Source organism: Kitasatospora sp. NPDC001539 (assembly GCF_040298565.1).
Classification (GTDB): domain Bacteria; phylum Actinomycetota; class Actinomycetes; order Streptomycetales; family Streptomycetaceae; genus Kitasatospora.
The window spans coordinates 1-21,460 of record NZ_JBEPAK010000117.1 but is presented as its reverse complement, the minus strand read 5'-3'; the positions used below and the strand labels follow the sequence as shown (position 1 = coordinate 21,460).

At 75.7% G+C, this 21,460-nt stretch carries 24 protein-coding genes; 12 read left to right on the top strand and 12 right to left on the bottom strand.

From position 1 onward, the window contains the following. Positions 1-208 precede the first annotated feature (208 nt). Both ABT247_RS19310 and ABT247_RS19305 read left to right on the top strand, forming a co-directional pair. Positions 209-1,519 carry a serine hydrolase domain-containing protein gene (locus ABT247_RS19310; RefSeq protein ID WP_350744013.1) on the top strand — a complete coding sequence of 437 codons (1,311 nt, stop codon included), beginning with the start codon at positions 209-211 and terminating at the stop codon, positions 1,517-1,519. Positions 1,520-1,560: 41 nt separating this feature from the next. Next, on the top strand, positions 1,561-2,079 hold the full coding sequence (locus tag ABT247_RS19305) for a gamma carbonic anhydrase family protein (RefSeq protein WP_350744012.1): 519 nt from the start codon (positions 1,561-1,563) through the stop codon (positions 2,077-2,079). A 238-nt stretch (positions 2,080-2,317) separates the two neighbouring features. Here ABT247_RS19305 and ABT247_RS19300 read toward each other — a convergent pair whose 3' ends face one another. After that, a complete protein-coding gene (locus tag ABT247_RS19300; protein WP_350744011.1) occupies positions 2,318-3,550 on the bottom strand; it encodes an MFS transporter in 1,233 nt (410 codons plus the stop codon). 151 nt (positions 3,551-3,701) lie between these two features. On the opposite strand from ABT247_RS19300, the gene ABT247_RS19295 reads away from it, so the two are divergent. The 4 genes from ABT247_RS19295 to ABT247_RS19280 all read left to right on the top strand — a co-directional run bounded on the left by ABT247_RS19295 (position 3,702) and on the right by ABT247_RS19280 (position 5,674). Then, positions 3,702-3,938 (top strand): DUF2277 domain-containing protein, encoded by a 237-nt coding sequence (locus tag ABT247_RS19295; protein WP_350744010.1) that lies wholly within the window; start codon positions 3,702-3,704, stop codon positions 3,936-3,938. Between the two features lie 62 nt (positions 3,939-4,000). Then, a complete protein-coding gene (locus ABT247_RS19290; protein WP_350744009.1) occupies positions 4,001-4,237 on the top strand; it encodes a DUF6296 family protein in 237 nt (78 codons plus the stop codon). A gap of 96 nt (positions 4,238-4,333) precedes the next feature. Further along, the gene (locus ABT247_RS19285) at positions 4,334-4,618 is read left to right on the top strand and encodes a DUF427 domain-containing protein (RefSeq protein WP_350744008.1); all 285 of its coding nucleotides are present in this window, start codon (positions 4,334-4,336) and stop codon (positions 4,616-4,618) included. Between the two features lie 165 nt (positions 4,619-4,783). After that, positions 4,784-5,674 carry a hypothetical protein gene (locus tag ABT247_RS19280; RefSeq protein ID WP_350744007.1) on the top strand — a complete coding sequence of 297 codons (891 nt, stop codon included), beginning with the start codon at positions 4,784-4,786 and terminating at the stop codon, positions 5,672-5,674. 87 nt (positions 5,675-5,761) lie between these two features. Here the strand turns inward: ABT247_RS19280 and ABT247_RS19275 are convergent, their stop codons facing one another. The 5 genes from ABT247_RS19275 to ABT247_RS19255 form a co-directional block, all read right to left on the bottom strand. After that, positions 5,762-6,100, bottom strand: a complete 339-nt coding sequence (locus ABT247_RS19275; RefSeq protein WP_350744006.1) for a hypothetical protein — start codon at positions 6,098-6,100, stop codon at positions 5,762-5,764. A gap of 104 nt (positions 6,101-6,204) precedes the next feature. Beyond that, complete coding sequence (locus ABT247_RS19270) at positions 6,205-6,369, bottom strand: hypothetical protein (RefSeq protein WP_350744005.1); 165 nt, start codon at positions 6,367-6,369, stop codon at positions 6,205-6,207. A gap of 282 nt (positions 6,370-6,651) precedes the next feature. Further along, a complete protein-coding gene (locus ABT247_RS19265) occupies positions 6,652-7,863 on the bottom strand; it encodes a cytochrome P450 (protein ID WP_350744004.1) in 1,212 nt (403 codons plus the stop codon). A gap of 101 nt (positions 7,864-7,964) precedes the next feature. Continuing rightward, the gene (locus ABT247_RS19260; protein WP_350744003.1) at positions 7,965-8,183 is read right to left on the bottom strand and encodes a ferredoxin; all 219 of its coding nucleotides are present in this window, start codon (positions 8,181-8,183) and stop codon (positions 7,965-7,967) included. Positions 8,184-8,420: 237 nt separating this feature from the next. Then, the gene (locus ABT247_RS19255) at positions 8,421-9,962 is read right to left on the bottom strand and encodes an ATP-dependent DNA ligase (protein WP_350744002.1); all 1,542 of its coding nucleotides are present in this window, start codon (positions 9,960-9,962) and stop codon (positions 8,421-8,423) included. A gap of 228 nt (positions 9,963-10,190) precedes the next feature. Between ABT247_RS19255 and ABT247_RS19250 the strand changes: the two genes are divergently transcribed. From ABT247_RS19250 to ABT247_RS19235, 4 genes are all read left to right on the top strand, one after another. Beyond that, on the top strand, positions 10,191-10,601 hold the full coding sequence (locus ABT247_RS19250; RefSeq protein ID WP_350744001.1) for a PPOX class F420-dependent oxidoreductase: 411 nt from the start codon (positions 10,191-10,193) through the stop codon (positions 10,599-10,601). A gap of 191 nt (positions 10,602-10,792) precedes the next feature. Further along, complete coding sequence (locus tag ABT247_RS19245) at positions 10,793-11,287, top strand: GNAT family N-acetyltransferase (protein WP_350744000.1); 495 nt, start codon at positions 10,793-10,795, stop codon at positions 11,285-11,287. A gap of 117 nt (positions 11,288-11,404) precedes the next feature. Further along, a complete protein-coding gene (locus ABT247_RS19240; protein WP_350743999.1) occupies positions 11,405-12,445 on the top strand; it encodes a CAP domain-containing protein in 1,041 nt (346 codons plus the stop codon). Positions 12,446-12,611: 166 nt separating this feature from the next. After that, positions 12,612-14,261 carry a sigma-70 family RNA polymerase sigma factor gene (locus ABT247_RS19235; protein WP_350743998.1) on the top strand — a complete coding sequence of 550 codons (1,650 nt, stop codon included), beginning with the start codon at positions 12,612-12,614 and terminating at the stop codon, positions 14,259-14,261. A gap of 98 nt (positions 14,262-14,359) precedes the next feature. Here ABT247_RS19235 and ABT247_RS19230 read toward each other — a convergent pair whose 3' ends face one another. The 4 genes from ABT247_RS19230 to ABT247_RS19215 all read right to left on the bottom strand — a co-directional run bounded on the left by ABT247_RS19230 (position 14,360) and on the right by ABT247_RS19215 (position 17,883). Then, complete coding sequence (locus ABT247_RS19230) at positions 14,360-14,596, bottom strand: hypothetical protein (protein ID WP_350743997.1); 237 nt, start codon at positions 14,594-14,596, stop codon at positions 14,360-14,362. 97 nt (positions 14,597-14,693) lie between these two features. Next, entirely contained in the window at positions 14,694-15,515 is an 822-nt protein-coding gene (locus ABT247_RS19225) for a hypothetical protein (RefSeq protein WP_350743996.1), read from the bottom strand. Next, positions 15,502-16,026 (bottom strand): SigE family RNA polymerase sigma factor, encoded by a 525-nt coding sequence (locus tag ABT247_RS19220; protein ID WP_350743995.1) that lies wholly within the window; start codon positions 16,024-16,026, stop codon positions 15,502-15,504. Before ABT247_RS19220 ends, ABT247_RS19225 begins: the two co-directional genes overlap by 14 nt. 339 nt (positions 16,027-16,365) lie before the next feature. Further along, complete coding sequence (locus tag ABT247_RS19215; RefSeq protein WP_350743994.1) at positions 16,366-17,883, bottom strand: M1 family metallopeptidase; 1,518 nt, start codon at positions 17,881-17,883, stop codon at positions 16,366-16,368. A 342-nt stretch (positions 17,884-18,225) separates the two neighbouring features. Between ABT247_RS19215 and ABT247_RS19210 the strand changes: the two genes are divergently transcribed. Then, a complete protein-coding gene (locus ABT247_RS19210; protein WP_350743993.1) occupies positions 18,226-19,131 on the top strand; it encodes a carbohydrate kinase family protein in 906 nt (301 codons plus the stop codon). A 30-nt stretch (positions 19,132-19,161) separates the two neighbouring features. Here the strand turns inward: ABT247_RS19210 and ABT247_RS19205 are convergent, their stop codons facing one another. Then, on the bottom strand, positions 19,162-19,692 hold the full coding sequence (locus ABT247_RS19205) for a GNAT family N-acetyltransferase (RefSeq protein ID WP_350743992.1): 531 nt from the start codon (positions 19,690-19,692) through the stop codon (positions 19,162-19,164). A 310-nt stretch (positions 19,693-20,002) separates the two neighbouring features. Here ABT247_RS19205 and ABT247_RS19200 point away from each other — a divergent pair, with 310 nt between their 5' ends. Continuing rightward, positions 20,003-20,926 (top strand): polysaccharide deacetylase family protein, encoded by a 924-nt coding sequence (locus ABT247_RS19200; protein WP_350743991.1) that lies wholly within the window; start codon positions 20,003-20,005, stop codon positions 20,924-20,926. Positions 20,927-20,943: 17 nt separating this feature from the next. Here the strand turns inward: ABT247_RS19200 and ABT247_RS19195 are convergent, their stop codons facing one another. Continuing rightward, complete coding sequence (locus ABT247_RS19195; RefSeq protein ID WP_350743990.1) at positions 20,944-21,375, bottom strand: YchJ family protein; 432 nt, start codon at positions 21,373-21,375, stop codon at positions 20,944-20,946. Between the last annotated feature and the right edge of the window lie 85 nt (positions 21,376-21,460).

The following is a 21,460-nucleotide window of genomic DNA, read 5'->3' as shown; positions in this document are numbered from 1 at the left end:
GGGCCGAGCCCGGTGACCGCGCCGACCAGCCGCATCAGCCAGGGGTAGAGCGGGACCCCGACCCGCCTCGGGGTAGCGCCCCCGGGGCCGACCGGGGTCGCCTCCTCCGCCAGGGCGACGACGGCCCGCCGCCGGCCTGCCATGGTGTCCGGAGCCATGGAAGCGGCCGGAGGCACCGCCTTGGGCCGCCCGTACCGGGGAGGACGGCATGACCGCCACCGACCGCACCGCCCGGCACCGCCGACCGGCCCTGCTCGCCGTCCTGGTGACCGCCGTGGTCGCCGTCCTGCTCGCCTTGCTCGCCCCGGCCGCCGTCGCCGCGCCCGCGGGCCGCTCGCCGGCCTCCGGCTGCCACGGCACCGTCCACCTCACCGCCGCCGACCGCGGCGACCGGACCGACTCCGCAGCCGGCCGCGCCGACTGGGCCGCCGCCGACGCGGCCCTCGCCGGCCTCACCGGCCCCGGCCACGGCTACGGCACCTCCGCCCTCGCCGCCGTCCGCGAGGACGGCCGGCTGCTGTGGCGCGACGCCACCGGTGTCGCCGACCTCGCCACCGGACTGCCCGCCGACCCGGAAGGCCGCTTCCGGATCGGCGGCGCCACCGAGGCCTTCGTCGCCACCACCCTGCTCCAACTGGTCGGCGAGCGGCGGCTGGACCTGGACGACCGGCTCGAGTGCCTGCTGCCCGGCGTCGTCCCGAACAGCACCCGGATCACCGTCCGGCAACTGCTCGACCACACCAGCGGGGTCGCCGACTACCGCAAGGACCCGGCCTTCGACCCCTCCGGCCAGGACTGGCTGACGACCCGCCGCTTCGAGCCGTACTCCCTCCAGGACCTCGTCGACATCGCCGACAGGTACCCGCCCGCCTTCCCGCCGGGCCAGGACCAGCGCGACTCCGCCACCGACGACGTCCTGACCGGGATGGTCATCGAGAAGCTCACCGGCCGCAGTTGGCAGGAGGAGGTCACCCGCCGGATCATCCGCCCGCTCCACCTCACCGGCACCTCGATGCCCGGCGACTCGCCCTTCGTCCCCGGCTCACACGCCCACGGCTACCTCAGGACGGACGCCAGCCCGGTGGACGTCACCCTGCTCGACCCGTCGGAGGCCGGCCCCTCCGGCGGCGGCATCTCCACCACCGCCGACCTCACCACCTTCATCGGAGCCCTGCTCGACGGCCGCCTGCTGCACCCGGCCCAACTCGCCGAGATGCAGCGGACCACCCGCCTCGGCGACGGCCCGGACCGCGGCCTCGGCCTGCTGCGCGTGGACACCCCGTGCGGCACCTACTGGGGTGCCGCGGGCGGTGTCCCCGGCTACCGCACCCTGGTGCTCGGCTCGGCGGACGGCAGGCGGCAGTTCGCCACCGCCGTCACCGCGTACGACGTCACGGACGCGGCCGCGCACGCGACCGACGCGGCCTGGGACCGGCTGACCACCGCCGCCCTCTGCGGCGCCGGTGCCCCGGCGATCACCCCCGGGTCGCCGCCCGGTCCCGGCCACCCCCTACGCTGACGGCCGGAGCACGGCCGACGTCAGCAGAAGGAGGACGAGACATGGCGGAGCCGATGATCGCCGCAGTCGGGGGCCGGGTGCCCGCCGTCGACCCGGGAGCCTTCGTCGCGCCCAACGCCGTGGTGGTCGGGGACGTGACGGTGGGGCCCGGCGCGAGCGTCTGGTACGGCGCGGTGCTGCGCGGGGACGCCGAGTCGATCACCGTCGGCGCGGGCAGCAACATCCAGGACAACTGCACCCTGCACGCGGACCCGGGCTTCCCGCTGGTGCTCGGCGAGCGGATCTCGGTGGGCCACAACGCCGTCCTGCACGGCTGCACCGTCGAGGACGACACCCTGGTCGGCATGAACGCCACCGTCCTCAACGGTGCCCGGATCGGCACCGGCTCGCTGGTCGCCGCCGGCGCCGTGGTGCCGCAGGGCATGACCGTCCCGCCCGGCTCACTGGTCGCGGGCGTCCCGGCGAAGGTCCGGCGGGAGCTCACCGAGGAGGAGAAGGCGGGCATCAAGCTCAACGGCGAGGGCTACCTGCTGCTGGCCGACGCCCACCGGGAGATCTAGCCGGTCCGGAGCCCGGTCGGCGCCGTTCGGCGATGGCGTGCTCGCCACCCCGGAGCCGAAACGGCGGGAACTCACCCGGCAGGGGGCCTGGATGGTCGGTCCTCCGGGAGACGAAACGGCGAGGGCCCGCGCCACGCGGTGCGGGCCCTCGCCCACACGCACGGGCTCGCGCGAACCGGATGAACCAGCAGGTCGGACGACACCCCGAGCGGCCCGTGCCCGGTGTTCCGCACGGGCTTCAGTGCATCGACGCCGTGACCAGCGCGGCCGCGGCCTCCACCGTGGCCGTCGGTTCTGCCGCCGCCGGCTCCACCGCCACCGGTGCCGGTCGGCGGCGGTCGGCCGCCCAGGCGAGTGCCGCGATCAGCGCGCCGGAGGCGGCCAGGCCCGAGCCGACCAGGGTGGGTGAGGTCCAGCCGAAGCCCGCGTCCAGGGCCAGGCCGCCGAAGTACGCGCCCTGGGCGTTGGCCAGGTTGAAGGCGCCCTGCACCGTCGCCGACGCCAGCGTGGGCGCGCTGCGCGCCTTCTGCATCACCAGGGTCTGCACCGCCGGCACGATCGCGAAGCCGAACAGCCCGATCAGCACCACCGTCAGCGCCGCCGACCAGCGGGCGTGCGCGGTCACCGCGAACAGCGCGAGCGCGGCCGCGAGCAGCACGAAGGCGGCGCAGACGGTCGGCCGCAGCGCCCGGTCGGCGGCGAACCCGCCGAGCACGTTGCCGATGGTCATGCCCGCCCCGAAGAGCGCCAGCACCAGGGTGACCGAGCCGGTGGCGAAACCGGAGACCTCGGTGAGCAGCGGCGCGATGTAGCTGTAGTAGGCGAACATGCCGCCGCAGCCGAACACCACGGTGGCCAGCGCCAGCCAGAGCTGGCCGCTGCGGAAGGCCCGCAGCTCGTGCCGGAGTCCGGCCTGCTCGGCGGAGGGCAGGGCCGGCACCAGCCGTGCGATGGCGAGCGTGCCGCCGGCGGCGACGACCACGACCACCAGCATGGTCGCCCGCCAGCCCAGGTGCTGGCCGAGCAGGGTGGCGGCCGGGACGCCGACGATGTTGGCGACGGTCAGCCCGGAGAACATCACCGCCACCGCCCGGGCCCGCCGGTCCGGCGCCACCAGTTCGGCGGCGGCCACCGCCCCGGCCCCGAAGAAGGCCCCGTGCGGCAGCCCGGTGATCAGCCGGGCGGCGGCCAGCGTCCAGAAGTCCGGTGCCACCGCGCACAGCAGGTTGCCGGTGGCGAACAGCGCGGCCAGCGCGACCAGCACCGCCTTGCGCGGCCGCCCGGCGGCCAGTGCGGTGAGCAGCGGCGCGCCGACCACCACGCCCAGCGCGTAGGCCGAGATCAGCCAGCCGGCCTGCGGGACGGACACGTGCAGGCTGTCGGCGACCTGGGGCAGCAGCCCCATGGCGGCGAATTCGGTGGTGCCGATGGCGAACGCGGTGACGGCCAGCGCGACCAGCGCGAGGGGCAAGGGGGACTCCGGAGTGGTGCCCGCGCCTGGTGCGGACGCGTGGCGGGCTATTGGTTCGTCCGGCATCCTAATCCGGCCGGATGACGCTCCCGTGAGGCGGACGTGACGGGAGGAGGTCGCCGAAGGGGCGCCCGCGCGCGAGACTGGGGGCATGTGCCGCAACATCAAGACGCTGCGACCGCCCGTGACGCCCGACGCCGACGAGGACGACTACCGCGCGGCCGCGCTGCAGTACGTCCGCAAGGTGTCCGGCTTCCGCGCCCCGGCGGCGCACAACCGCGAGGCCTTCGACCGGGCCGTGGACGCGGTGGCCGAGGCCACCTCCCGGCTGCTCGCCGAGCTGGAGGTCCGGGGCTCGCACGCCCGGGCCTCCGGGGCCACCGCCTGACGCGGGCGGGGCCGCCGACAAGGATCGCGGGCGGGGCCGCCGACAAGGATCAGGAGCCGGTGATGAAGACCGTCGACCGTTACGCCCTCACCTTCCCCGGGACCCCGGGCACCCACGCCCCGCAGGACGTGGTCGAGGTCAGCCGGACGGACGCCAAGGGCCCGGGGGGCCATCCCGTCTACCAGGACGCCACCGGGATCGTCCGCGCCGAGATCAGCGACGCGGGCGAGGTGCGGATGCTCGCCAGCGGCGGCCACCAGACCCCGCACCTGCCGGTCAGCGCCGAGCCGCTGCCGTGAGGCGGGCCCGGTTGCCGTGCGGCCGGGCCGCGGCCGTGCGCCCCGGCTTTTCCCGGTCCTGCGGGTGGCACCCCGTTCGTGGGGCACAATCGGGCCATGACCACAGCGAGTTGGCAGGGAGTCGTCGTCGCCGAGAGCGATGACACCGTCGTCGTCGAGGGCAACCACTACTTTCCGGTCGAATCGGTCCGGGCCGAGTTCCTCCGGCCCTCCGGGACGACCACGGTGTGCGGCTGGAAGGGCACCGCCGGCTACTACACCTTGGAGGTGGCCGGACGGACCAACCCGGACGCCGCCTGGTTCTACGCCGACCCGAAGCCGGAGGCCGAGCACGTGCGCGGCCGGGTGGCGTTCTGGCGCGGGGTGGAGATCGCCGAGTAGGGCGCGGCGCCGGACGGAACGAAGGGGCGTACCGCCGGGCGCAACGAGTGGGGCGTACCGCCGGACGGAAGGGGTAACCGCAGACGCATGGGACTCTTCCGCAGACAAGGCCGCGCGGAGCGGCCGGAACGTCCGCAGCCCGGGCCCTCGAAACCCGGGCTCTCCATGCACGAGCCCGCCCGTGCCGGCGGGCCCGCGGTCGACCCCGCCCCGGCCGCCCCCGGGAGCGGGCCGCAGACGGCGGCCGCGCCCGACCTGGCCGACGAGCTCGCCGAGCTGGTCGAGGGCGCCGAGCGGCCGACCGGCGCCTGGCGGGTCGCCGACTACCACGCCGAGCGCGGCCGCGGCCGGGCGCTGGTGGCGACCGGGGCACGGCGGCTCGTCGACGGCGGGCGGGCCGCCACCAGGGGAGCGTCGCTCGGTGGCAAGGCCCTGACCGAGCGGTTGGTGCGGGCGGCGCCGCGGATCCCGGTCCGCGACCTCGCCACCCTCCGCGCCCAGCACCCGGGCGCAGCCGACCCGGAGCAGCTGGCGGACCTGCTGGTCGCCGGCGCCACCCGGGCCTCGGGCGCACTGGGCGCGGGCGTCGGCGCGATGGCGATGCTGCCGGTGCCGCCCGCGATGCCGGTGGAGATCGCGGCCGAGGTGCTCGCCGTGGCGGCCGTGGAGATCAAGCTGCTCGCCGAGCTGCACCAGGTCTACGGCATGCCGGCGCAGGGGAGCACCGCCCAGCGGGGCGGGGCCTACCTGGCCGCCTGGGCGAACCGCCGGGGGATCGACTCGACCCTGCTGATCCGCCCGGCGGGCTTCGCGGCCCTCGCACTCGGCTCGGAGGTGCGCCGCAAGGTGCGCCGCCGGCTCACCCGCAGCTGGATCCGCCGGATGCCGTCGGTGGCCCCGCTGATGCTCGGCGCGGGCATCGGCGCGACGGTCAACCGCCGTGACACCCGGCGGCTGGCCGAGCAGGTCCGCGCCGATCTGCGCTCGCGGACGCCGGCCGACCGCGGCTACTGGGCCGAGGCCGGGCCGACGATCGGTGGCCGGGTCGTCCGGTAGGACGTCCCCCTGGGGACGTCCCCCTGCGGACGTCCCTCTGTGGACGGCCCGCAGCGGGACGTCCGCAGGGGGCGTCCTGGCTGCGCCCTAACCGGCGGGCGAGGTCGGCGCCTTCGCCCCGCGCCCGGCCTTGACGCCGTTGACCATGGCCTGGTGTATCGCCCGCGCGGTGATCTCGTCCGCCGCGGGCACCGGACTGCCCGAGACGGTGTACCAGTCGAGCGCGCCGGTGTACTGGACGGTCAGCCGCGCCTCGCCGTCCACCCAGGTGGTGTGGACGGTGAGGTCCCCGGAGATCGGGCCGACCTCGGCGGTGGCCACCCCGCCGGGGCCGCTGATGATCGACTGGGTGGTCCAGGTCGCCCACGTGGTGCGCGGATCGACGGGCGGCCGGGCCTGCCGGCTCGTTTGATCGTGTTCGGTCATGCGCCTATCCTCCCCCGCCGGTGGACCGCCGCCCGGGCAGCGACACCTGCGGTCGCAGTGACCGCCCGGTCCCGCCGGGCGGTCGAATCGGTGTGGCGGACGGGTCAGCCGGCGATGCCGGGCTCCTCCAGCATGGAGTCGCCCTCCGCCGGGGAGGTGTCCTGGGCGTGCAGGTTCTGCATCGAGGTGATGCCCTCCTCGGGATCGGCGGCGCGGACGTCCTCCTCGCGATCGGTGCTCACCTGGGAGCGTTGGCTCATGTCGCTCATCGCGGGCTCCGTCTCCTCGGCCGGTCCGGGCGCGCCTGCACGCGGGCGCGGCAGGCCGGATCTGTCTTCGCCCTTCAAGCCTGCCCCCGGCCCGGCGCCAGGGCCAGCCGAGTGACCCGCCGGCCGCCCGGGTGACCCGTCGGGCCTTCCGGAAACGGCCGGATTCCGCCGATCCCGCGGGCCTCCCGGCCCCTCGCGGCGGCGTGCGGCCGCCGCACGGGCCTCAGCGAAGGGCGGTCACCACGCCACCGGTCACCACGCCACCGGTCACCACGCCACCGGTCACCACGCCACGGGGAGCGAGCGCATCCCGTAGATGAAGGAGTCCGTACGGAACTCCCGTTCCTCCTCCGCGACGGCCAGCCGCAGCCCGGGCAGCCGTCGGAACAGGGTCTCCAGCGCGATCCGGAGTTCGGCCCTGGCCAGCGGCTGTCCCAGGCACTGGTGCACGCCGAAGCCGAAGGCGAGGTGCCGGCGGGCGTCCCGCTCCAGGTCCAGCTCGTCCACCGACCGGGCGCCGCCGCCGAACACCGCCTCGTCCCGGTTGGCGGTGGAGAGCATCGCGATCACGCCCTCCCCGGCCCGGATGGTCCGGCCGCCGAGCACCACGTCCTCCAGCGCCACCCGGGGCACCCCGGTGTGCACGATGGTCAGCAGGCGCAGCAGTTCCTCCACCGCGCCGGGCAGCGCGGCCGGGTCGGCCAACCTGGCGATCTGCTCGGGCTGCTCCAGCAGCAGGGCGGTGGAGAGCGAGATCATGTTCGCGGTGGTCTCGTGCCCCGCGACCAGCAGCAGCACCCCGGTGCTGGCGACGTCGTCCACGGTCAGGTCGTCCCGGGCGGCGAGCCGGCTGAGGATGTCGTCCTCCGGGTTCTCCCGCTTGCGGGCGGCCAGGCCGCGCAGGTAGTCCAGGATCTCGCGCTGGGCGGCGGTGAGCTGCTCGATGCTGCTCCGGTTGTTCAGCAGGGTCCGGCTCAGGCCCTGGAAGCGGTCGCGGTCCTCGTAGGGCACGCCGAGCAGCAGGCAGATCACCAGCGAGGGCACCGGCAGCGCGAACTCGGCGACGAGGTCGGCCTCCGTCCGGCCGGCGGTCATCGCGTCCAGCGTCTCGTCCACGATCCGCTGGATGGCCGGGCGCAGCGCCTCGATCCGCTTGACCAGGAAGTCCCCGGTGACCATCCGGCGCAGCCGGGCGTGCTCGGGGTCGTCGAGCCGCAGGAAGCTCGGGTTGGCGGTGATCAGCTCCCGGCGGCCGGCCACGAGCAGCGGGAAGGACGGGTGGCGCACGTCGGCGCTGAACCGGCGGTCCGACAGGACGGTGCGGACCTCGGCGTACCCGGTGGCCAGCCAGCAGGACTGGCCGTCCGGCAGGTCGGCGCGGGTGACCGGACCGGCCGCGGCGGCCGCGGTGTACGCGGGCGGCGGGCCGAACGGGCAGCCGCTGGAGTGCGGGGCCGGGAGGCGGACGGCCTCGGTGGCGGGCGTGCTGGTCAAGGCGGGGTCTCCTCGCGTCGCGGTGTCCTCGGGTGGGGGGCTTCGGCTCGGTGACGGTCCGTCAAGCGGTCTGACGGCGCGGGCTCGTGGTGCGGTGGGCCTCAGGCGGACGCCGGCCCGGGTTCGTCCTCGACGACGGTGATCGCACCGCCGGGGCAGAGCTCGGAGGCCAGCCTGACGTCGGCGGCCTGGTCGGGCCGGACAGTGGTCCGACGCAGCCTCACCAGGCTGTCCTGGTCGTCCTGGTCGAAGACGTCGGGGACGTTCATGACGCACATCCCGGAGCTGCAGCAGCGGTCCCGGTCGACGCTCACCCGCATGTCGGGCACCTCTCGCCAGTACGCCGCCGGCTGCCCGGCGGCCGCCTCTCGTTGTCATTGCCAACCTAACCGCCGCTGATCCGCCCGCGGAGGGCACGGTGGCCGGATTGCCGAGAATGGCCGATTCGCCCCCCGTCCGAGCTCTTTCGCGGCCCGACAGGTTTGAGGCAGCAGCACTGCGCCGAACGGCGTAACGCGATGGCCCCGGCGGGCCCCGACGCCCCTGACGGCCCGGCCTCAGAGCCCTTCGGCGGCGGCGAGCTCCCGTACCGTGGCGACGGTGTCGGCCTCGTCGGCGCGCTTGTCCGGCCGGTAGCGCACCACCCGGGCGAAGCGCAGGGCCAGGCCGGCGGGGTAGCGGGGGCTGCGCTGGAGGCCGTCGAAGGCGATTTCGACGACCAGTTCCGGACGGACCCGCACCGTCCACTCGTCCCGCTCGGTCTCCCGGGCGAGCAACTCGGCGGTCTGCCAGGCGAGCGTCTCGTCCGTCAGGCCCTTGAAGGTCTTGCCGAGCATCACCCACTCGCCGGGGCCCGGCTCCTCCGACGCCCGGGCGCCCAGGTGGAGGTTGCTCAGGAAGCCGCGCCGCCGACCGCTGCCCCACTCGGCGGCCAGGACCACCAGGTCCAGGGTGTGTCGGGGCTTCACCTTGATCCAGCCGGCACCCCGCCGCCCCGCGGCGTACCCGGCGGCCGGATCCTTCACCAGCACGCCCTCGTGGCCGAGCGCCAGCGTGCCGCGGAAGAACGCCAGCGCCTCGTCGAGGTCCCCGGTCTCGATGCGCGCGACCCGGAGGCCGTCCGGCACCGCCTCGGCCAGCGCCGCCCAGCGCTCCCGGCCCGGACGGTCCACCAGCTCCTCGCCGTCCCGGTGCAGCAGGTCGAAGAAGTAGACGCTCAACGGGACTTCGGCCCGCAGCCGCTCCGGGTCCTGCCGGGAGGCGGTGCGCGCGGCGGTCTCCTGGAACGGGCGCGGCCGCCCGTCCCGGCCGAGCGCGATCGCCTCGCCGTCCAGCACCGCCGTCTCCACCGGCAGGGCGAGCGCCGCCTCCACCACCTCGGGGACCCGCGCGGTGATGTCGTCCAGGCTGCGGGTGAACACCGCGACCTCCCCGCCCGCACGGTGCACCTGCACCCGGATCCCGTCCAGCTTCCACTCCACCGCCGCCGGGCCCGTGCGTTCCAGCGCCGAGGCGACGTCCGGCGCCGAAGCCGCCAGCATCGGCCGCACCGGCCGCCCCACCTCCAGGCGGAACGCCGCCAGCGCCGGCGCCCCGCCGGAGAGCGCGGCCTCCGCCACCGCCCGCGCCGACCCCCGGAACATCAACGCCCGCCGCACCGCCGCCACCGGCACCCCGGCCGCCTGCGCGACCGCGTCCCCCACCAGCGCGTCCAACGCACCCTGCCGCAGATCACCGACCAGTACCGCCCGCAGGAACCCCTGCTCCACCGCCGTCGCCCGCCCGAACAGCCCCGCCAGCATCCGCCGCCGCTCCGCCTGCGCCCCCGCGCCGTGCACCCCGGCGATCCGCTCCAGCTCCCGCTCGACCTCCCGCACGCCCAGTGACGCCTCGTCGGCCGGCGTCGGCAGATCGCGCAGCGAAGCCCACCCCACGCCCGTCCGCAGCCGCTGCGCCTCACCGGAGAGCAGCACCACCGCGGCCGCCCCCTCCTCCGGCCCCAACTCGCGCAAACACTCGGCCAGCAGGGCCACCTTCGCCCGCCGCCCGCCCTCCGCCGCCACGGCCCCCGACACCTCAGCCAACCGCCGCAACCCCATCCGCCGCTCCTCCGCCGGGCCCGACCCCCGCCACCCGTCCAGCATCGGCGGCCGCCCCGGCTCCCGCATCCGGGCCCCGGCGCGGTGCGCCGCCCTCCCGGTTCTCCCCGCCGTCCCCGTCCTCGCCGTCCTCCCGGTCCGTGACGGCGGGGACCGGGAGCCGGAACAGGACCTCGAGACCGGCGGATCCGGCTGCGGGGCGGTCGGGCGGCCGGTAGCCTCGCCCGAATGACAGCCCTGCTGAACGATTCCGTTCGCGCGCTCCTCGACGCGCCCGTCCCCGCCGTCCTCGCCACCGTCAACCCGGACGGCGGCCCGCAGACGTCGGTGGTCTGGGTCGGCCGCGACGGGGACGACCTCCTGGTCTCCACCGCCGCCGGCCGCCGCAAGGAGCGCAACCTGCGCCGCGACCCGCGCGCCAGTCTCACGGTCTTCGATCCGGCGGACCCGCTGCGCTACGCCGAGATCCGCGGACTCGCCACGGTCACCGAGGACACCGGCCGGTCCCTGGCGGTCGCCCTCGCCGAACAGTACGAGGGGCCCGGTGCCGGCAAGGAGTACCTCGACCTCCCCGCCGAGGTGCTCCGGTTGGTCATCCGCATCAGCCCGACGAAGGTGGTCGGCAGCTTGACGGCCTGACCGAGGGGATCGGCGGTCTGACGTCCTGACCGCCCGCCTCCCGCGCCCGCCGCCGCGCTCCACTCCGGCAGCCGGGAAGCCGCCGGAGTGGAGCGCCGGGCCACCGCCGTTGTCCGCGGTGGAGATCGGCGGCGGAGCCGACGGCGCGTCATCCTGGGGCCGATCCGCCCGCCCGACCGAGGGAGACCGCGTTGACCACCACCGCCGTGAACCGCTGGAGCGTCACCGGGCCGACGGCCGACGACTATCCCGCCTGGCGCGAACTCTTCCGCGGCTACTGCGCGTTCTACCGGGTGCCGATACCGGACGAGAAGGCCGAGCTGGTCTGGTCGTGGCTGACCGACCCGGCGCACGAGGTGGAGGGCCTGCTGGTCCGGGACGCGGACGGGACGCCGGTCGGCCTCGCGCACTTCCGCCCCTTCTCCCGGCCGCTGCACGGCGCCGTCGGCGGGTTCCTGGACGACCTGTTCGTCGCCCCGGACGTGCGGGGCGGCGGCGCGGTGGACCTGCTGCTGGCCCGGCTGCGGGAGATCGCCGCCGAGCGTGGCTGGACGACCGTGCGGTGGATCACCGCGGACGACAACCACCGGGCGCGCGCCAAGTACGACCAGGTGGCCGTCCGCACCATGTTCGTCACCTACGACATGGCCCCCGACGAGACGGCCCCGGACGCCCCCGCCCACTGAGGCCGCGACCTGGCCCGCGGACATCCGTTCGGACTTTCTGTTATCGGCGCGCCTCCGGGAGGTCTCCCAACCGTCGGCACCCCGACACCGCCGACCCGGACAGGAAGCAGTGGCCACGTGAACAGCGACGACAGGACGATCATCATCCCGCCGAGCGGCGGCACCCACGGCACCCAGGGCACGTACGGCACCGACGGCGTCCACGGCCCCGAGGGGACGGACGACCGCCCGGGCGGTCGGGCCGCGCGGCGGGCCGCCCAGCGGACGGGCGGTCGGGGCCGTCGGGCCCGGAAGCGCGGCGCGCTGGTGCCGGTGACGGCGGTCGTCGCCGCCGTGGCCGGGACGGGCCTGGTCGCGGCGCTGGCCGGCGCCGGGTACGCGGCGTACGGCGGCAAGCAGTCCGACCGCGACCTCGCCGGCCAGGCGGTCGCGGCGGACGCGCTGATAGCCGCCGAGCTCGGGACGCACGACGGCATCCAGGTGCCGGGCGCCGGCGGAGCCGTCGCGGTGGCGGGCAGTCCGGGGGCCGGCGATCCTTCCGCCATCCCGAGCACGTCGGCCGCCCCCACCGCGACCGCCTCCGCCTCGCCGACCGCCCAGCCCACGCCGACGGCCACCGCGACCGCCCAGCCCACCGCCACCGCTACCGCCAAGCCGAGCCCGACCGCGGCCCGCACCGCCGCGAACGGCGCCGGCACCGGAGCCGGGTCCGCCGCCACCGCCCAGCGGGCCACGGCCGGTGCGGCGGCCGCTCCGGCCGGCGGCGGTCCGTCCGCCTCCTACGCCCAGCAGGTGGTGGACCTGGTGAACGCGGAGCGCGCCAAGGCCGGCTGTGCTCCCGTGACCGCCGAGCCCCGGCTGGCGAGCGCCGCCCAGTCGCACAGCGACGACATGGCCGACCGCAACTACTTCGACCACGCCAGCCCCGAGGGCTACCACGCCGACCACCGGATCGAGGCCGCCGGCTACCGCTGGAGCACCTGGGGCGAGAACATAGCCCGCGGCCAGAAGGACCCGGCGGCCGTGATGGACGCCTGGATGAACAGCCCCGGCCACCGCGCCAACATCCTGAACTGCGCGTTCAAGCAGCTCGGCGTTGGCGTGCGGACCGGTTCCGGCGGCCCGTGGTGGACCCAGGTCTTCGCCGCACCGGCCTGACCGTCCCCGGTGGCAGCCCGGCGGCGCACAGCCGTCAAGGCCCCGTCACCGGCCCTTAACCGGTGCGATTTTCCGATTCCGTGCACATTGTTGTTATCTGATCACTCCCCGCCGGTCTCCGAGGAGGCAGCGGCGGACGGAAACACGGCAAGACGGAGTGCGGACCATGAACGCTGATGTGCAGAACAGGGCCGGGACGACCCTGGTACGCGCGGCCCAGGCCGGCGACCGGCAGGCCCAGGAGGCGCTGGTCGCCGCCTGGATGCCGCTCGTCTACAACGTGGCCGGCCGCGCCCTCGGCGGCCACGCCGACGTGGACGACGTGGCCCAGGAGACCATGATCCGCGCCCTGGACGGCCTGGAGGGGCTCCGCGATCCGGAGGCCTTCCGCTCCTGGCTGGTCGCCATCACCATGAACCAGGTGCGCCGCCGGCATGCCGTCGGGCAGCAGCAGCCCACTGTCGGCGGCCTGGACGAGACCTGGGAAGTACCCGACCCGCGTGCCGACTTCACCGATCTGACCATCCTGCGCCTCGGACTCTCCGGCCAGCGCCGCGAGGTGGCCGAAGCCACCCGGTGGCTGGACCCGGACGACCGCGAGCTGCTCGCACTGTGGTGGCTGGAGGCCTGCGGCGAACTCAGCCGCGCGGAACTCGCCGAAGCCCTCGACCTGAGCCCCCAGCACGCCGCCGTCCGCGTCCAGCGGATGAAGAAGCAGCTCGAGGCGGGCCGGGTGGTGGTCCGCGCCCTCGGCGCGTACCCGCGCTGCCCCGGCCTGGCCGACGTCACGGCCGGCTTCGACGGCACCCCCAACTCGGTCTGGCGCAAGCGGATCGCCCGGCACATCCGCGGCTGCGCCGGCTGCGACGGCCTCGGTCGCGACCTCTTCCCGGCCGAAGGACTGCTCGCCGGTCTCGTCCTGGTCCCGATCCCGCTGGACTCGCCCGCCCTGCTCCACTTCCAGCACACGGCGGCCACCGCGGCGACGACCGCCGCGCACTCGACCGCCGCTGCGGGCGGCGCGGGCGGCGGAGTCGGTGCGGGTGGCGGGGCCGGTGCAGGGGGCGCGGGCCCAAGTGGCGGAGCGGGCGCGGGAACCGGCACCGGAACGGGCGGCGGCCCCGGCGCGCACGGCGGCTGGACCGGCAGCGCGGCCCGCAAGGCCGTCCTGGTGGGCGGCTCGGCCGCAGCGGTGGCCGTGACCACGCTCGCCCTGGTCTGGCCGAACCCTGGCGAGCCCCCGCGCGTGACGGCACCCGAACCCAGCGCCCCGGCCGCCGCACTGGAAGCCCTGCCGACCCTGGTCGCGACCGCCCCGGAGACTCCGACGCCCACGGCGACGCCGACCCCGACACCGACTCCCACCCTCACCGAGACCGTGGCCCCGACCCCCACGCCGACCGCCCGGCAGACCACCGCAGCACCGCCGCCCACCCCGGAACGGCAGCTGGTGGACCTCGTCAACGCCGAACGCGCCAAGGCGGGTTGCGCCCCGCTGCGGATCGACCCCCGGCTGCACAGCGCCGCCCAGAAGCACGCCGACGACATGGCCGCGCGCAACTTCTTCGACCACGTCAACCCCGACGGCCTCCACCCCGACGCCCGGATCACCGCCGCCGGCTACCGCTGGTCCCAGTGGGGCGAGAACCTCGACCGGGGCTCGACCGCCCCGTCGGCCGTCCTCTCGCACTGGATGGACGGCGGCATCCACCAGTCCAACATGCTCGACTGCGGCTTCAAGGACGTCGGCGTCGGGGTGGCCACGAGCCCCGCCGGCACCCTGTGGACCCAGGACCTCGGCGCACCGCTGTCCTGACCCACCTCGACGCCGAACCGCGCCACCGCCGTACCGCCGTTCCGTCGGCGCACCGCAGCCGGACCGCGGTGCCGCCCGACGGTTCGGCCGGAGAGGGCCTAAGCGGGCGTGACCGGGACGAGGCCGTCCGCCGACCCGGTCACGTACCCGGTGGCGTGGCCGACCACGCCACCCGCGTCCCCGACCTGCCCGGGCAACGCGTCCGGGGCACTGGTCAGCGAGCCCGGCAGGCCCTCCTGGCCGCCGACGGCGCTGGCGTGCGCACTCGGTGCGGTGAGGGAGGCCACGAAGCCCACGGCGAGCGAGGCGACGGCGAGCATGCTGCGCTTCTTCATGGCCGGTCCAACGACGTTGCGCCGCAAGGGTTACGGTCCGTTCCGGATCCGCCGGATCCACCGGGGCCTGCACGTGAACGGTGCCGGGGTCCGGGGGTCAGCCGGCGAACCGGAGCGAGTCGAGGACCTGCCGCACTTGCCGCAGCGTCGCCTCCGAGGGCTCCCGGGCGCAGGCCGTCAGCTCGATCCGCACGGTGACCTGCGGCCCGTCGACGTTGCGGCTGCTGACCGTCTCCCGGTTCCCGCCGTGGCCGAAGCACTCCTTGTCGAGCGCGACGTCCACCGGGCCGGTGGTCCCCCCGGCGGCCGCCTTGGCCTGGTCGGGGACGTCGACCAGCCGCAGGATGAGGTAGGCCCGGTCCGGCGCCAGCGGCCCGATCGGTGTGCAGACGCCCATCACCTGGGTGCAGGGGGCCGTCACGTCGAACGGCTGGTTGGCCAGGTATCCGAGGAGCCGGTTCCCGTCCCTGAAGGCGGCGACGTCGGAGTACCAGCCGGGCGGCACGGTGACGGCGAGCCCGCCGATCTGCAGGAACCGGACGAACTCCCCGGTCGCCGGCGGCGAGACCGCGGGCGAGACGGACGGCGGGACGGACGGCGTGGCCGTGGACGGGCGGGGCGTCACCGCGCCGGGCGAGGGCGACGTACGGGCCGGGCCGGGCGCGGCCGGTCCGACCGCGCCGTGGTCCGGCGCCGGAGCGAGCGCCGGTGCCGCGGCCAGCGCGGCCGCGACCAGCCCGCCGGTGAGCCCGAGCCCGAGGGCGGTGGCCCGTCGTCGCCGCCTGGCCCGGTCCGCGCGCTCGAGCACCCGCTCCATCCGGTCCTCCGGCTCGGCCAGCACGGGGACGGCCCGGTGCAGCAGGACGCGCAGTTCCTCCTCGATCTCCTCGGTGCCGTCGGCCGGTTCAGCCCCGTTCACGGTGTCCTCCGTCCGACAGCAGTTCCCGGGCCGGCAGCTTCCCGCGCAGGGCGGCCAGCGCCCGGTGCGTCTGGCTCTTGACCGTGCCGGTGGTGCAGCGCAGCACCTCGGCGGTCTCCTCCACGCTCAGGTCCTCGAAGAAGCGCAGCACCACCACCGCCCGCTGGCGGGGTGGCAACGCCCGGACGGCCTCGGCGACGACCTGGCCGAGCACCACCCCCTCGAACGGGTCGGCCTGCGCCGAGGGCGGCTCGGGCAGGTCGCTGTGCGGCAGTTCCCCGGTCCAGCGCCGCCGCCACCAGGAGATGTGGCAGTTGACCAGCACCTTGCGCAGGTACGCCTCGGGCCGGTCGGGGGCGATCCGGTCCCAGCGGGGCCAGACCTTGGCCAGCGCGGTCTGCAGCAGGTCCTCGGCCTGGTGCGGGTCGCCGGTCAGCAGCCAGGCCACGCGCAGCAGTTTCGGGCCGCAGGCGGCGACGAACTCCGCGAAGTCCGGTGTCGCGTCCCTCATCCTGCCGCCGCCCTTGCCATGGTGTCCGCACCGTTCCTGTCAGCCGTGGCGGCCGGGCGGGCCGCGTCCTCGTTGGTGTCGTGCTCACGGCTGCTGAACGCGATGGGCGGCGGTGCGGGTTGCCTCTCCGCCGGGAAATCTTCCCACGGGCGCGGAACCGGTCTGAACGCGGACGTTGGACGGCCCGCGAGCCGGCCGGGACTCGGCCGGGCGGCAGGCGGGCCGTGAGGACCACCATGGACCGCTCGGTGCCGTCCGGCCAGGGGCGCGCGGGGAGCGCCCGGACGCACTCGTCGGCGCGACGGGGCGGGTGGAGGAGGACAGAGGGCACGAAAGGGCTCAGACCGTCCCCGAGCCCTGCGGGGCGCCCGTCCCGGCCGGGCGAGAGGCGGCCGACGGCGGTGTGACCGGCCCGACCGTCCAGTCCGGGTGCCCCGGCATCGGCGGGGTGCGCAGCCCGTACAGCCAGTCGGTGAGGAAACCACCGAGGTCCTGCCCCGACACCTCGGAGGCGGTGCGGAGGTAGTCCCGGGTGCTCGCGGTGCCGTAGCGGTGCGTGCGCAGGAAGGCGCGCTCGATCCGGTCGAAGGTGTCCGCGCCGACCTTCTCGTGCAGGGCGAACAGCACCAGAGCGCCGCCGGTGTAGCGCTGGCTGTCGAAGAGGTGGTCGGCGGTCGGGGAGCCGACCGGGCCGGAGTCGTGCCGCCACTGGTCGCCGAGGCCGTACAGCCGGCGCATCCGGTCGACGAGGGTGGTGTGGCCCTGGTCGTCGGGCCAGCCGCGTTCGTAGCGGTAGGCGAGGCCGTAGTAGTCGGCGTGCCCCTCGTTGAGCCAGAGGTCGGCCCAGGTGGCGGGGGAGACGCTGTCGCCGAACCAGGAGTGGACCAGCTCGTGCATCATGTGCGAGCCGATCGCCGACTCCGGCCGGCGCAGGAAGCCCGGCTTGTAGAGGGTGAGGGTCTGGGTCTCCAGCCCGGTGAAGGCGAAGGCCGCCGGGTCGTCGGTGTCGGCCGACATCAGGCCGTAGGCCTCGAACGGGAACGGCCCCAGGTGCGCTTCGGCCCAGCGCAGTTGATCCTCGGTGAGGTCCAGGGCGGGGGCCAGCTCGGCGGCCCGGGCGGTCGGCACGACGTCGCGCAGCGGCAGCCCGTGCGGGCCGGTGCGCTCGCGCACGGTGTAGTCGCCGACGGACACCTGGACCAGCTCGGTGGCCATCGGCTCGCGGGAGACGTACCGCCGGGTGGTGCGGCCGTCGCCGAGCCGCTCGGTCCGGGTCAGCTCCCCGTTGGCGACGCCCAGCAGCCCGTCCGGGGCGGTCACCGCGATGGTGAAACGGGCCTTGTCGCTCGGGTGGTCGTTGCAGGGGAAGACGGTGTGCGCGCTGTCGGGCTGGCCGGCCACCGCGAAGCCGTCCGGGGTCGGCACCCAGCCGGTGTGCGGCAGCGCGGCCCGCGGATCGGCCGAGTACGCGACGGCCACCCGCGCCGCGGCACCGCGGTGCAGCTCCTTCGCCGGGGTGACGGTCAGCTTCTCGTCGTGGGTGGTGAACTCGGCCGGCCGGCCGTCGACCCGGACGGCGTGCACGTCCAGGCCGAGCGCGTCCAGCGACAGCCGCGCGAGGTTCCTGGTCGGCCGGACGGTGACCACCGCGGTCGCGTCCACCGTGCGGGTGTCCGCCCGGTACTCGAAGGCCAGGTCGTAGGCGAGCGCCCGGTAGCCGGTGTTGCCGAGCGCGGGGAAGACCGGGTCCCCCAGCCCGTCGGCCGCGGTGGCCGGCGGGGCGCCGCCGGACAGCAGCGCCGCGCAGAGCGCGAGCAGCAGGGCGAGGGCGACACGGGGCCTGGGCAGGGAGATCACCGCACTTCGTGAGCCGAGGGTGGGAGCCGTGCACCGGTGCGTGCCGGACGCACCGCGCAGGCAGGCTAGAGCTACGGGAGACCGAGCGGCCAGGACCGTGACCACATCCGGACATCGCCCGGACGGCGCACGGTGGTGGCGGAGCGCCGACCCGGCGCCTAGGGTTCGAAGTGCTTCGCCCCCTGACGGACGGAGCCACGGCCGTCGGAGAACCTGGCCAGGTCCGGCGGCCGTACTTCATGCCCTGACGCCCCCGGCGTCCGCCCCGCAGGCTGACGGCCCGGACGACCCCGTAGGCTGGCGGTCGAGACGACGCCCTCGCACCGGAGGCCAGGAGCCGCAGTGACCAGCCCCGCTTCACCCGTCCTGGTGATCGGCGAGTGCGTCGCCGACATCGTCCGCACGGACGGGACACCGGACGTCGTGCACCCCGGCGGCAGTCCCGCCAACCTCGCCTACGGCCTGGCCCGGTTGGGCCGCCCGGCGGTGCTGCTCACCGAACTCGGACCGGACGCCAACGGGCGGCTGATCCGGGCCCACCTGGAGTCCGCCGGGGTGGAGGTGCGCGCCGCCGAGGTCGCGCGCACGCCTTCGGCGGTGGTCCGGCTGGACGGGCACGGGCGGGCGGAGTACACCTTCGACATCGGCTGGACCCTCCCGCCGACCGAGCTCGACGCGCCCCCCGCGGCCGTCCACCTCGGCTCGATCGGGGCGGTCACCGATCCGGGGGCGGCGTCGGCGCTGGCCCTGGTGGAGCGCTGGCGCGGCCGGGCGCAGATCAGCTACGACCCGAACGTGCGCCCCGCGCTGATGGGCCGCCGGGCGGAGGCCGTGCGGCGGGTCGAGCGGCTGGTCGCGCTGAGCGACCTGGTCAAGGCGAGCGACGAGGACCTCGCCTGGCTCTACCCGGGCGAGGCCGCCGAGGCCGTCGCCGAGCGCTGGCTCGCCCTCGGCCCGGCCGTCGTCGCCGTCACGCTGGGCGCCGGTGGCGCCTTCGGGCTCAGCCGCCGGGGCGGACGCCGGCAGGTACCGGCCGTCCCGGTCGCGGTCGCCGACACCGTCGGCGCCGGAGACTCCTTCATGGCCGCCTTCCTGCACGCCCGGATGGCCGGCACCGAACTCACCGGCTGCCTCGTCCAGGCCGTCACCGTCGCCGCCCTGACCGTCTCCCGGCCCGGGGCGAACCCGCCCTCGGCCGCCGAGCTCACGGCGGCGTTGGCCAGCCGGCCGCAGCCGGAAGCACTGTAGGCACCGGCGCGGGCCGAGTCGCCGACCCGCTCACCGGGTCGGCGTGCCGAGGTCCTTCCCGTACCAGACCTGGGCGTACGGCCCGCTGTTGTAGGCGGGGATCTCCTGGTAGCCGTTGCGCAGGTAGAGCGCGCGGGCCTCGACCAGGTCGAGCCGGGTGTCGAGGACGATCCGGTCGGCGCCCATCGCCCGGGCGGCCGCGTCGACGGCGGCGAGCAGGCGGCCGCCGCCGCCGGTGCCGCGCAGGGCGGGCCGGACGAAGACGCGGGTGAGCTCGACGGTGGTGTCGTCGTAGCGGCGCAGGCCGGCGCAGGCGTGGGCGACTCCGTCGTAGCGGCCGATCAGGAAGAGGCCGCTCGGGGCGGCGAGGTCGTCGCTGGGGGAGTCGGCCAGGCCGCTCTCCAGCTCCTCCGGGGTGCCCTCGCGGCCGAGGTGCAGGCGGTAGTAGCGGTTGGCCACGTCGTAGTAGTAGTCGCGCAGCAGCTCTCCGGCCTCGGGCGTGGTCACGTCGGCCGGGGTGACGGCCCAGAGGTCGGTGCGGTGGGGCGCGGTGTTCGTCATGGGCGCATGATCCGCTCCGGGGTGGCCGCGCCGCAAAGGATTTTCGCCCCGGCAGTGGCCGCTTCGGCCCCCGGGCCCCGGCAGAAGCCCGGCAGGGTGCCCGGGGCGCGGGCTCGGCGGAGCCCCCCGGCAAAGGAACGGCAAGGCGACCGGCGCGGCGTTGCCCCGCGCGGGTGACGGGGGGATTGGCGGGGGTGCGCGGCGGGGGAGCAGTGCAGCTATGAACGGACCATCAGTTTGTCGCAATAGTGGGGGTCTGAGGGGGAGTCAGCCGAAGCGGAACGGACTGCGGACCGGCCTGCTGGCCACCGTGTGCCTCTCCGCCGTCGTCGCCGGCTGCGCCGGGCCCGCCGGCCCCGCCCAGCCGAAGCCCGCCCAGGCCGGGACGGGCGCCACACCCGCCGCCGGGGCGCCCGCGGCGGACCGCGCCGCGGGGCGCCCGCCGGCCGCGGCACCCCTGCCGGGACTCGCCCGCCAGGAGGAGGAGAGCAGCAGGGAGGCGGCCGCCCGGCAGGAGGCGGTGACCCGCGCCGCGCTCGAAACCGCCCAGCGCTGGGGCCTGGAGCGCCCGCCGCTGAAGGCGCCGCCCCGCCCGGCGACCAGGGTGGCGCTCGCCCCCACCCAGGGCGTGAAGATGAAGGACGGCCGCCCGCCCGTGGTCTTCCGGGTACCGACCGAGGACAAGGTGGTCTTCCTCACCGTCGACGACGGCTACGAGAAGGACCCGCAGTTCTCCAAGATGGCCGAGGAGCTGGGCGTCCCGATCAGCGCCTTCGTCTCCGACTACCTCGCCCGCGACAACTACGGCTACTTCCGCGACCTCCACCACCAGGGCGTGGAGATCAACAACCACACGATCAACCACCGCAACCTCAAGATCCTCGACTACGAGACCCAGCGCGGCGAGATCTGCGACCAGCAGGACCAGCTGGAGCAGCAGATCGGTACCCGCCCCCGGCTGTTCCGCCCGCCGTACGGCGAGTACAACGACGACACGCTGCGCGCGGCGGGGTCCTGCGGGGTCCAGGCGGTGCCGCTGTGGAACGAGGAGGCCTTCCCGGACCACATGGAGTGGCGCTACGACGACCGGAAGCTCCACCCGGGCGACATCATCCTGACCCACTTCCGGGGCACCGACATCTGGAAGGCCACCATGCCTGACCTGCTGCGCAAGGTGCTCAACGACGTCACCGCGGCCGGCTTCGCCCTCGGCCGGCTGGACGACTACCTGTAGCCGGCCGGCGTTGGGGCTCAGCCGAGCGAGAGGGCGTCCAGGTACACCCAGGCGCCCTCGTGCCGGACGAACCGGCTGTTCTCGGTGAGCACGCCCTCCTCGGCGCCCTCGGTCCAGTACGCCCGGAAGGCGACCGTGCCCTCGGCGTGGAAGGCGCCGCCCTCGGTGGTGGAGACCACCTCCAGCCGGGTCCAGCGCAGCGCCGGGTCGAAGTCCACCTCCGCCGGCCGGGTCTCCGGGTGCCAGGTGCGCAGCAGGTAGGCCTCGTCCTGGGCGGCGAAGGCGCTGAACCGGGAGCGCATCAGCGACTCCGCGGTGGTCGCCGCCGCCTGGCCGCGGTGCAGCCGGCCGCAGCAGTCGCCGTAGGCGGCGGGCAGGCCGCAGGGGCACGGGGAGGAGGGGAGCAGCCGCGGGGCGGCGAGGCGGGGCGCGGAACGACGTCGGGACATGCCGTCCATTCTCCCCCACCGCCGGCCGGGCCCCCGCGGCGCCCGGCCCCGTCGCGTACCCGGGGCGGGGCCCCGGCGGCCGGTA

What these genes read in the sequence shown, in the direction of transcription:
- ABT247_RS19310 (WP_350744013.1), top strand. Translation starts at nt 209, where the DNA reads ATGACCGCCACCGACCGCACCGCCCGGCACCGCCGACCGGCCCTGCTC.
- ABT247_RS19305 (WP_350744012.1), top strand. Translation starts at nt 1,561, where the DNA reads ATGGCGGAGCCGATGATCGCCGCAGTCGGGGGCCGGGTGCCCGCCGTC.
- ABT247_RS19295 (WP_350744010.1), top strand. Translation starts at nt 3,702, where the DNA reads ATGTGCCGCAACATCAAGACGCTGCGACCGCCCGTGACGCCCGACGCC.
- ABT247_RS19290 (WP_350744009.1), top strand. Translation starts at nt 4,001, where the DNA reads ATGAAGACCGTCGACCGTTACGCCCTCACCTTCCCCGGGACCCCGGGC.
- ABT247_RS19285 (WP_350744008.1), top strand. Translation starts at nt 4,334, where the DNA reads ATGACCACAGCGAGTTGGCAGGGAGTCGTCGTCGCCGAGAGCGATGAC.
- ABT247_RS19280 (WP_350744007.1), top strand. Translation starts at nt 4,784, where the DNA reads ATGCACGAGCCCGCCCGTGCCGGCGGGCCCGCGGTCGACCCCGCCCCG.
- ABT247_RS19275 (WP_350744006.1), bottom strand. Translation starts at nt 6,100, where the DNA reads ATGACCGAACACGATCAAACGAGCCGGCAGGCCCGGCCGCCCGTCGAT.
- ABT247_RS19270 (WP_350744005.1), bottom strand. Translation starts at nt 6,369, where the DNA reads ATGAGCGACATGAGCCAACGCTCCCAGGTGAGCACCGATCGCGAGGAG.
- ABT247_RS19260 (WP_350744003.1), bottom strand. Translation starts at nt 8,183, where the DNA reads ATGCGGGTGAGCGTCGACCGGGACCGCTGCTGCAGCTCCGGGATGTGC.
- ABT247_RS19255 (WP_350744002.1), bottom strand. Translation starts at nt 9,962, where the DNA reads ATGGGGTTGCGGCGGTTGGCTGAGGTGTCGGGGGCCGTGGCGGCGGAG.
- ABT247_RS19250 (WP_350744001.1), top strand. Translation starts at nt 10,191, where the DNA reads ATGACAGCCCTGCTGAACGATTCCGTTCGCGCGCTCCTCGACGCGCCC.
- ABT247_RS19235 (WP_350743998.1), top strand. Translation starts at nt 12,612, where the DNA reads ATGAACGCTGATGTGCAGAACAGGGCCGGGACGACCCTGGTACGCGCG.
- ABT247_RS19230 (WP_350743997.1), bottom strand. Translation starts at nt 14,596, where the DNA reads ATGAAGAAGCGCAGCATGCTCGCCGTCGCCTCGCTCGCCGTGGGCTTC.
- ABT247_RS19220 (WP_350743995.1), bottom strand. Translation starts at nt 16,026, where the DNA reads ATGAGGGACGCGACACCGGACTTCGCGGAGTTCGTCGCCGCCTGCGGC.
- ABT247_RS19205 (WP_350743992.1), bottom strand. Translation starts at nt 19,692, where the DNA reads ATGACGAACACCGCGCCCCACCGCACCGACCTCTGGGCCGTCACCCCG.
- ABT247_RS19195 (WP_350743990.1), bottom strand. Translation starts at nt 21,375, where the DNA reads ATGTCCCGACGTCGTTCCGCGCCCCGCCTCGCCGCCCCGCGGCTGCTC.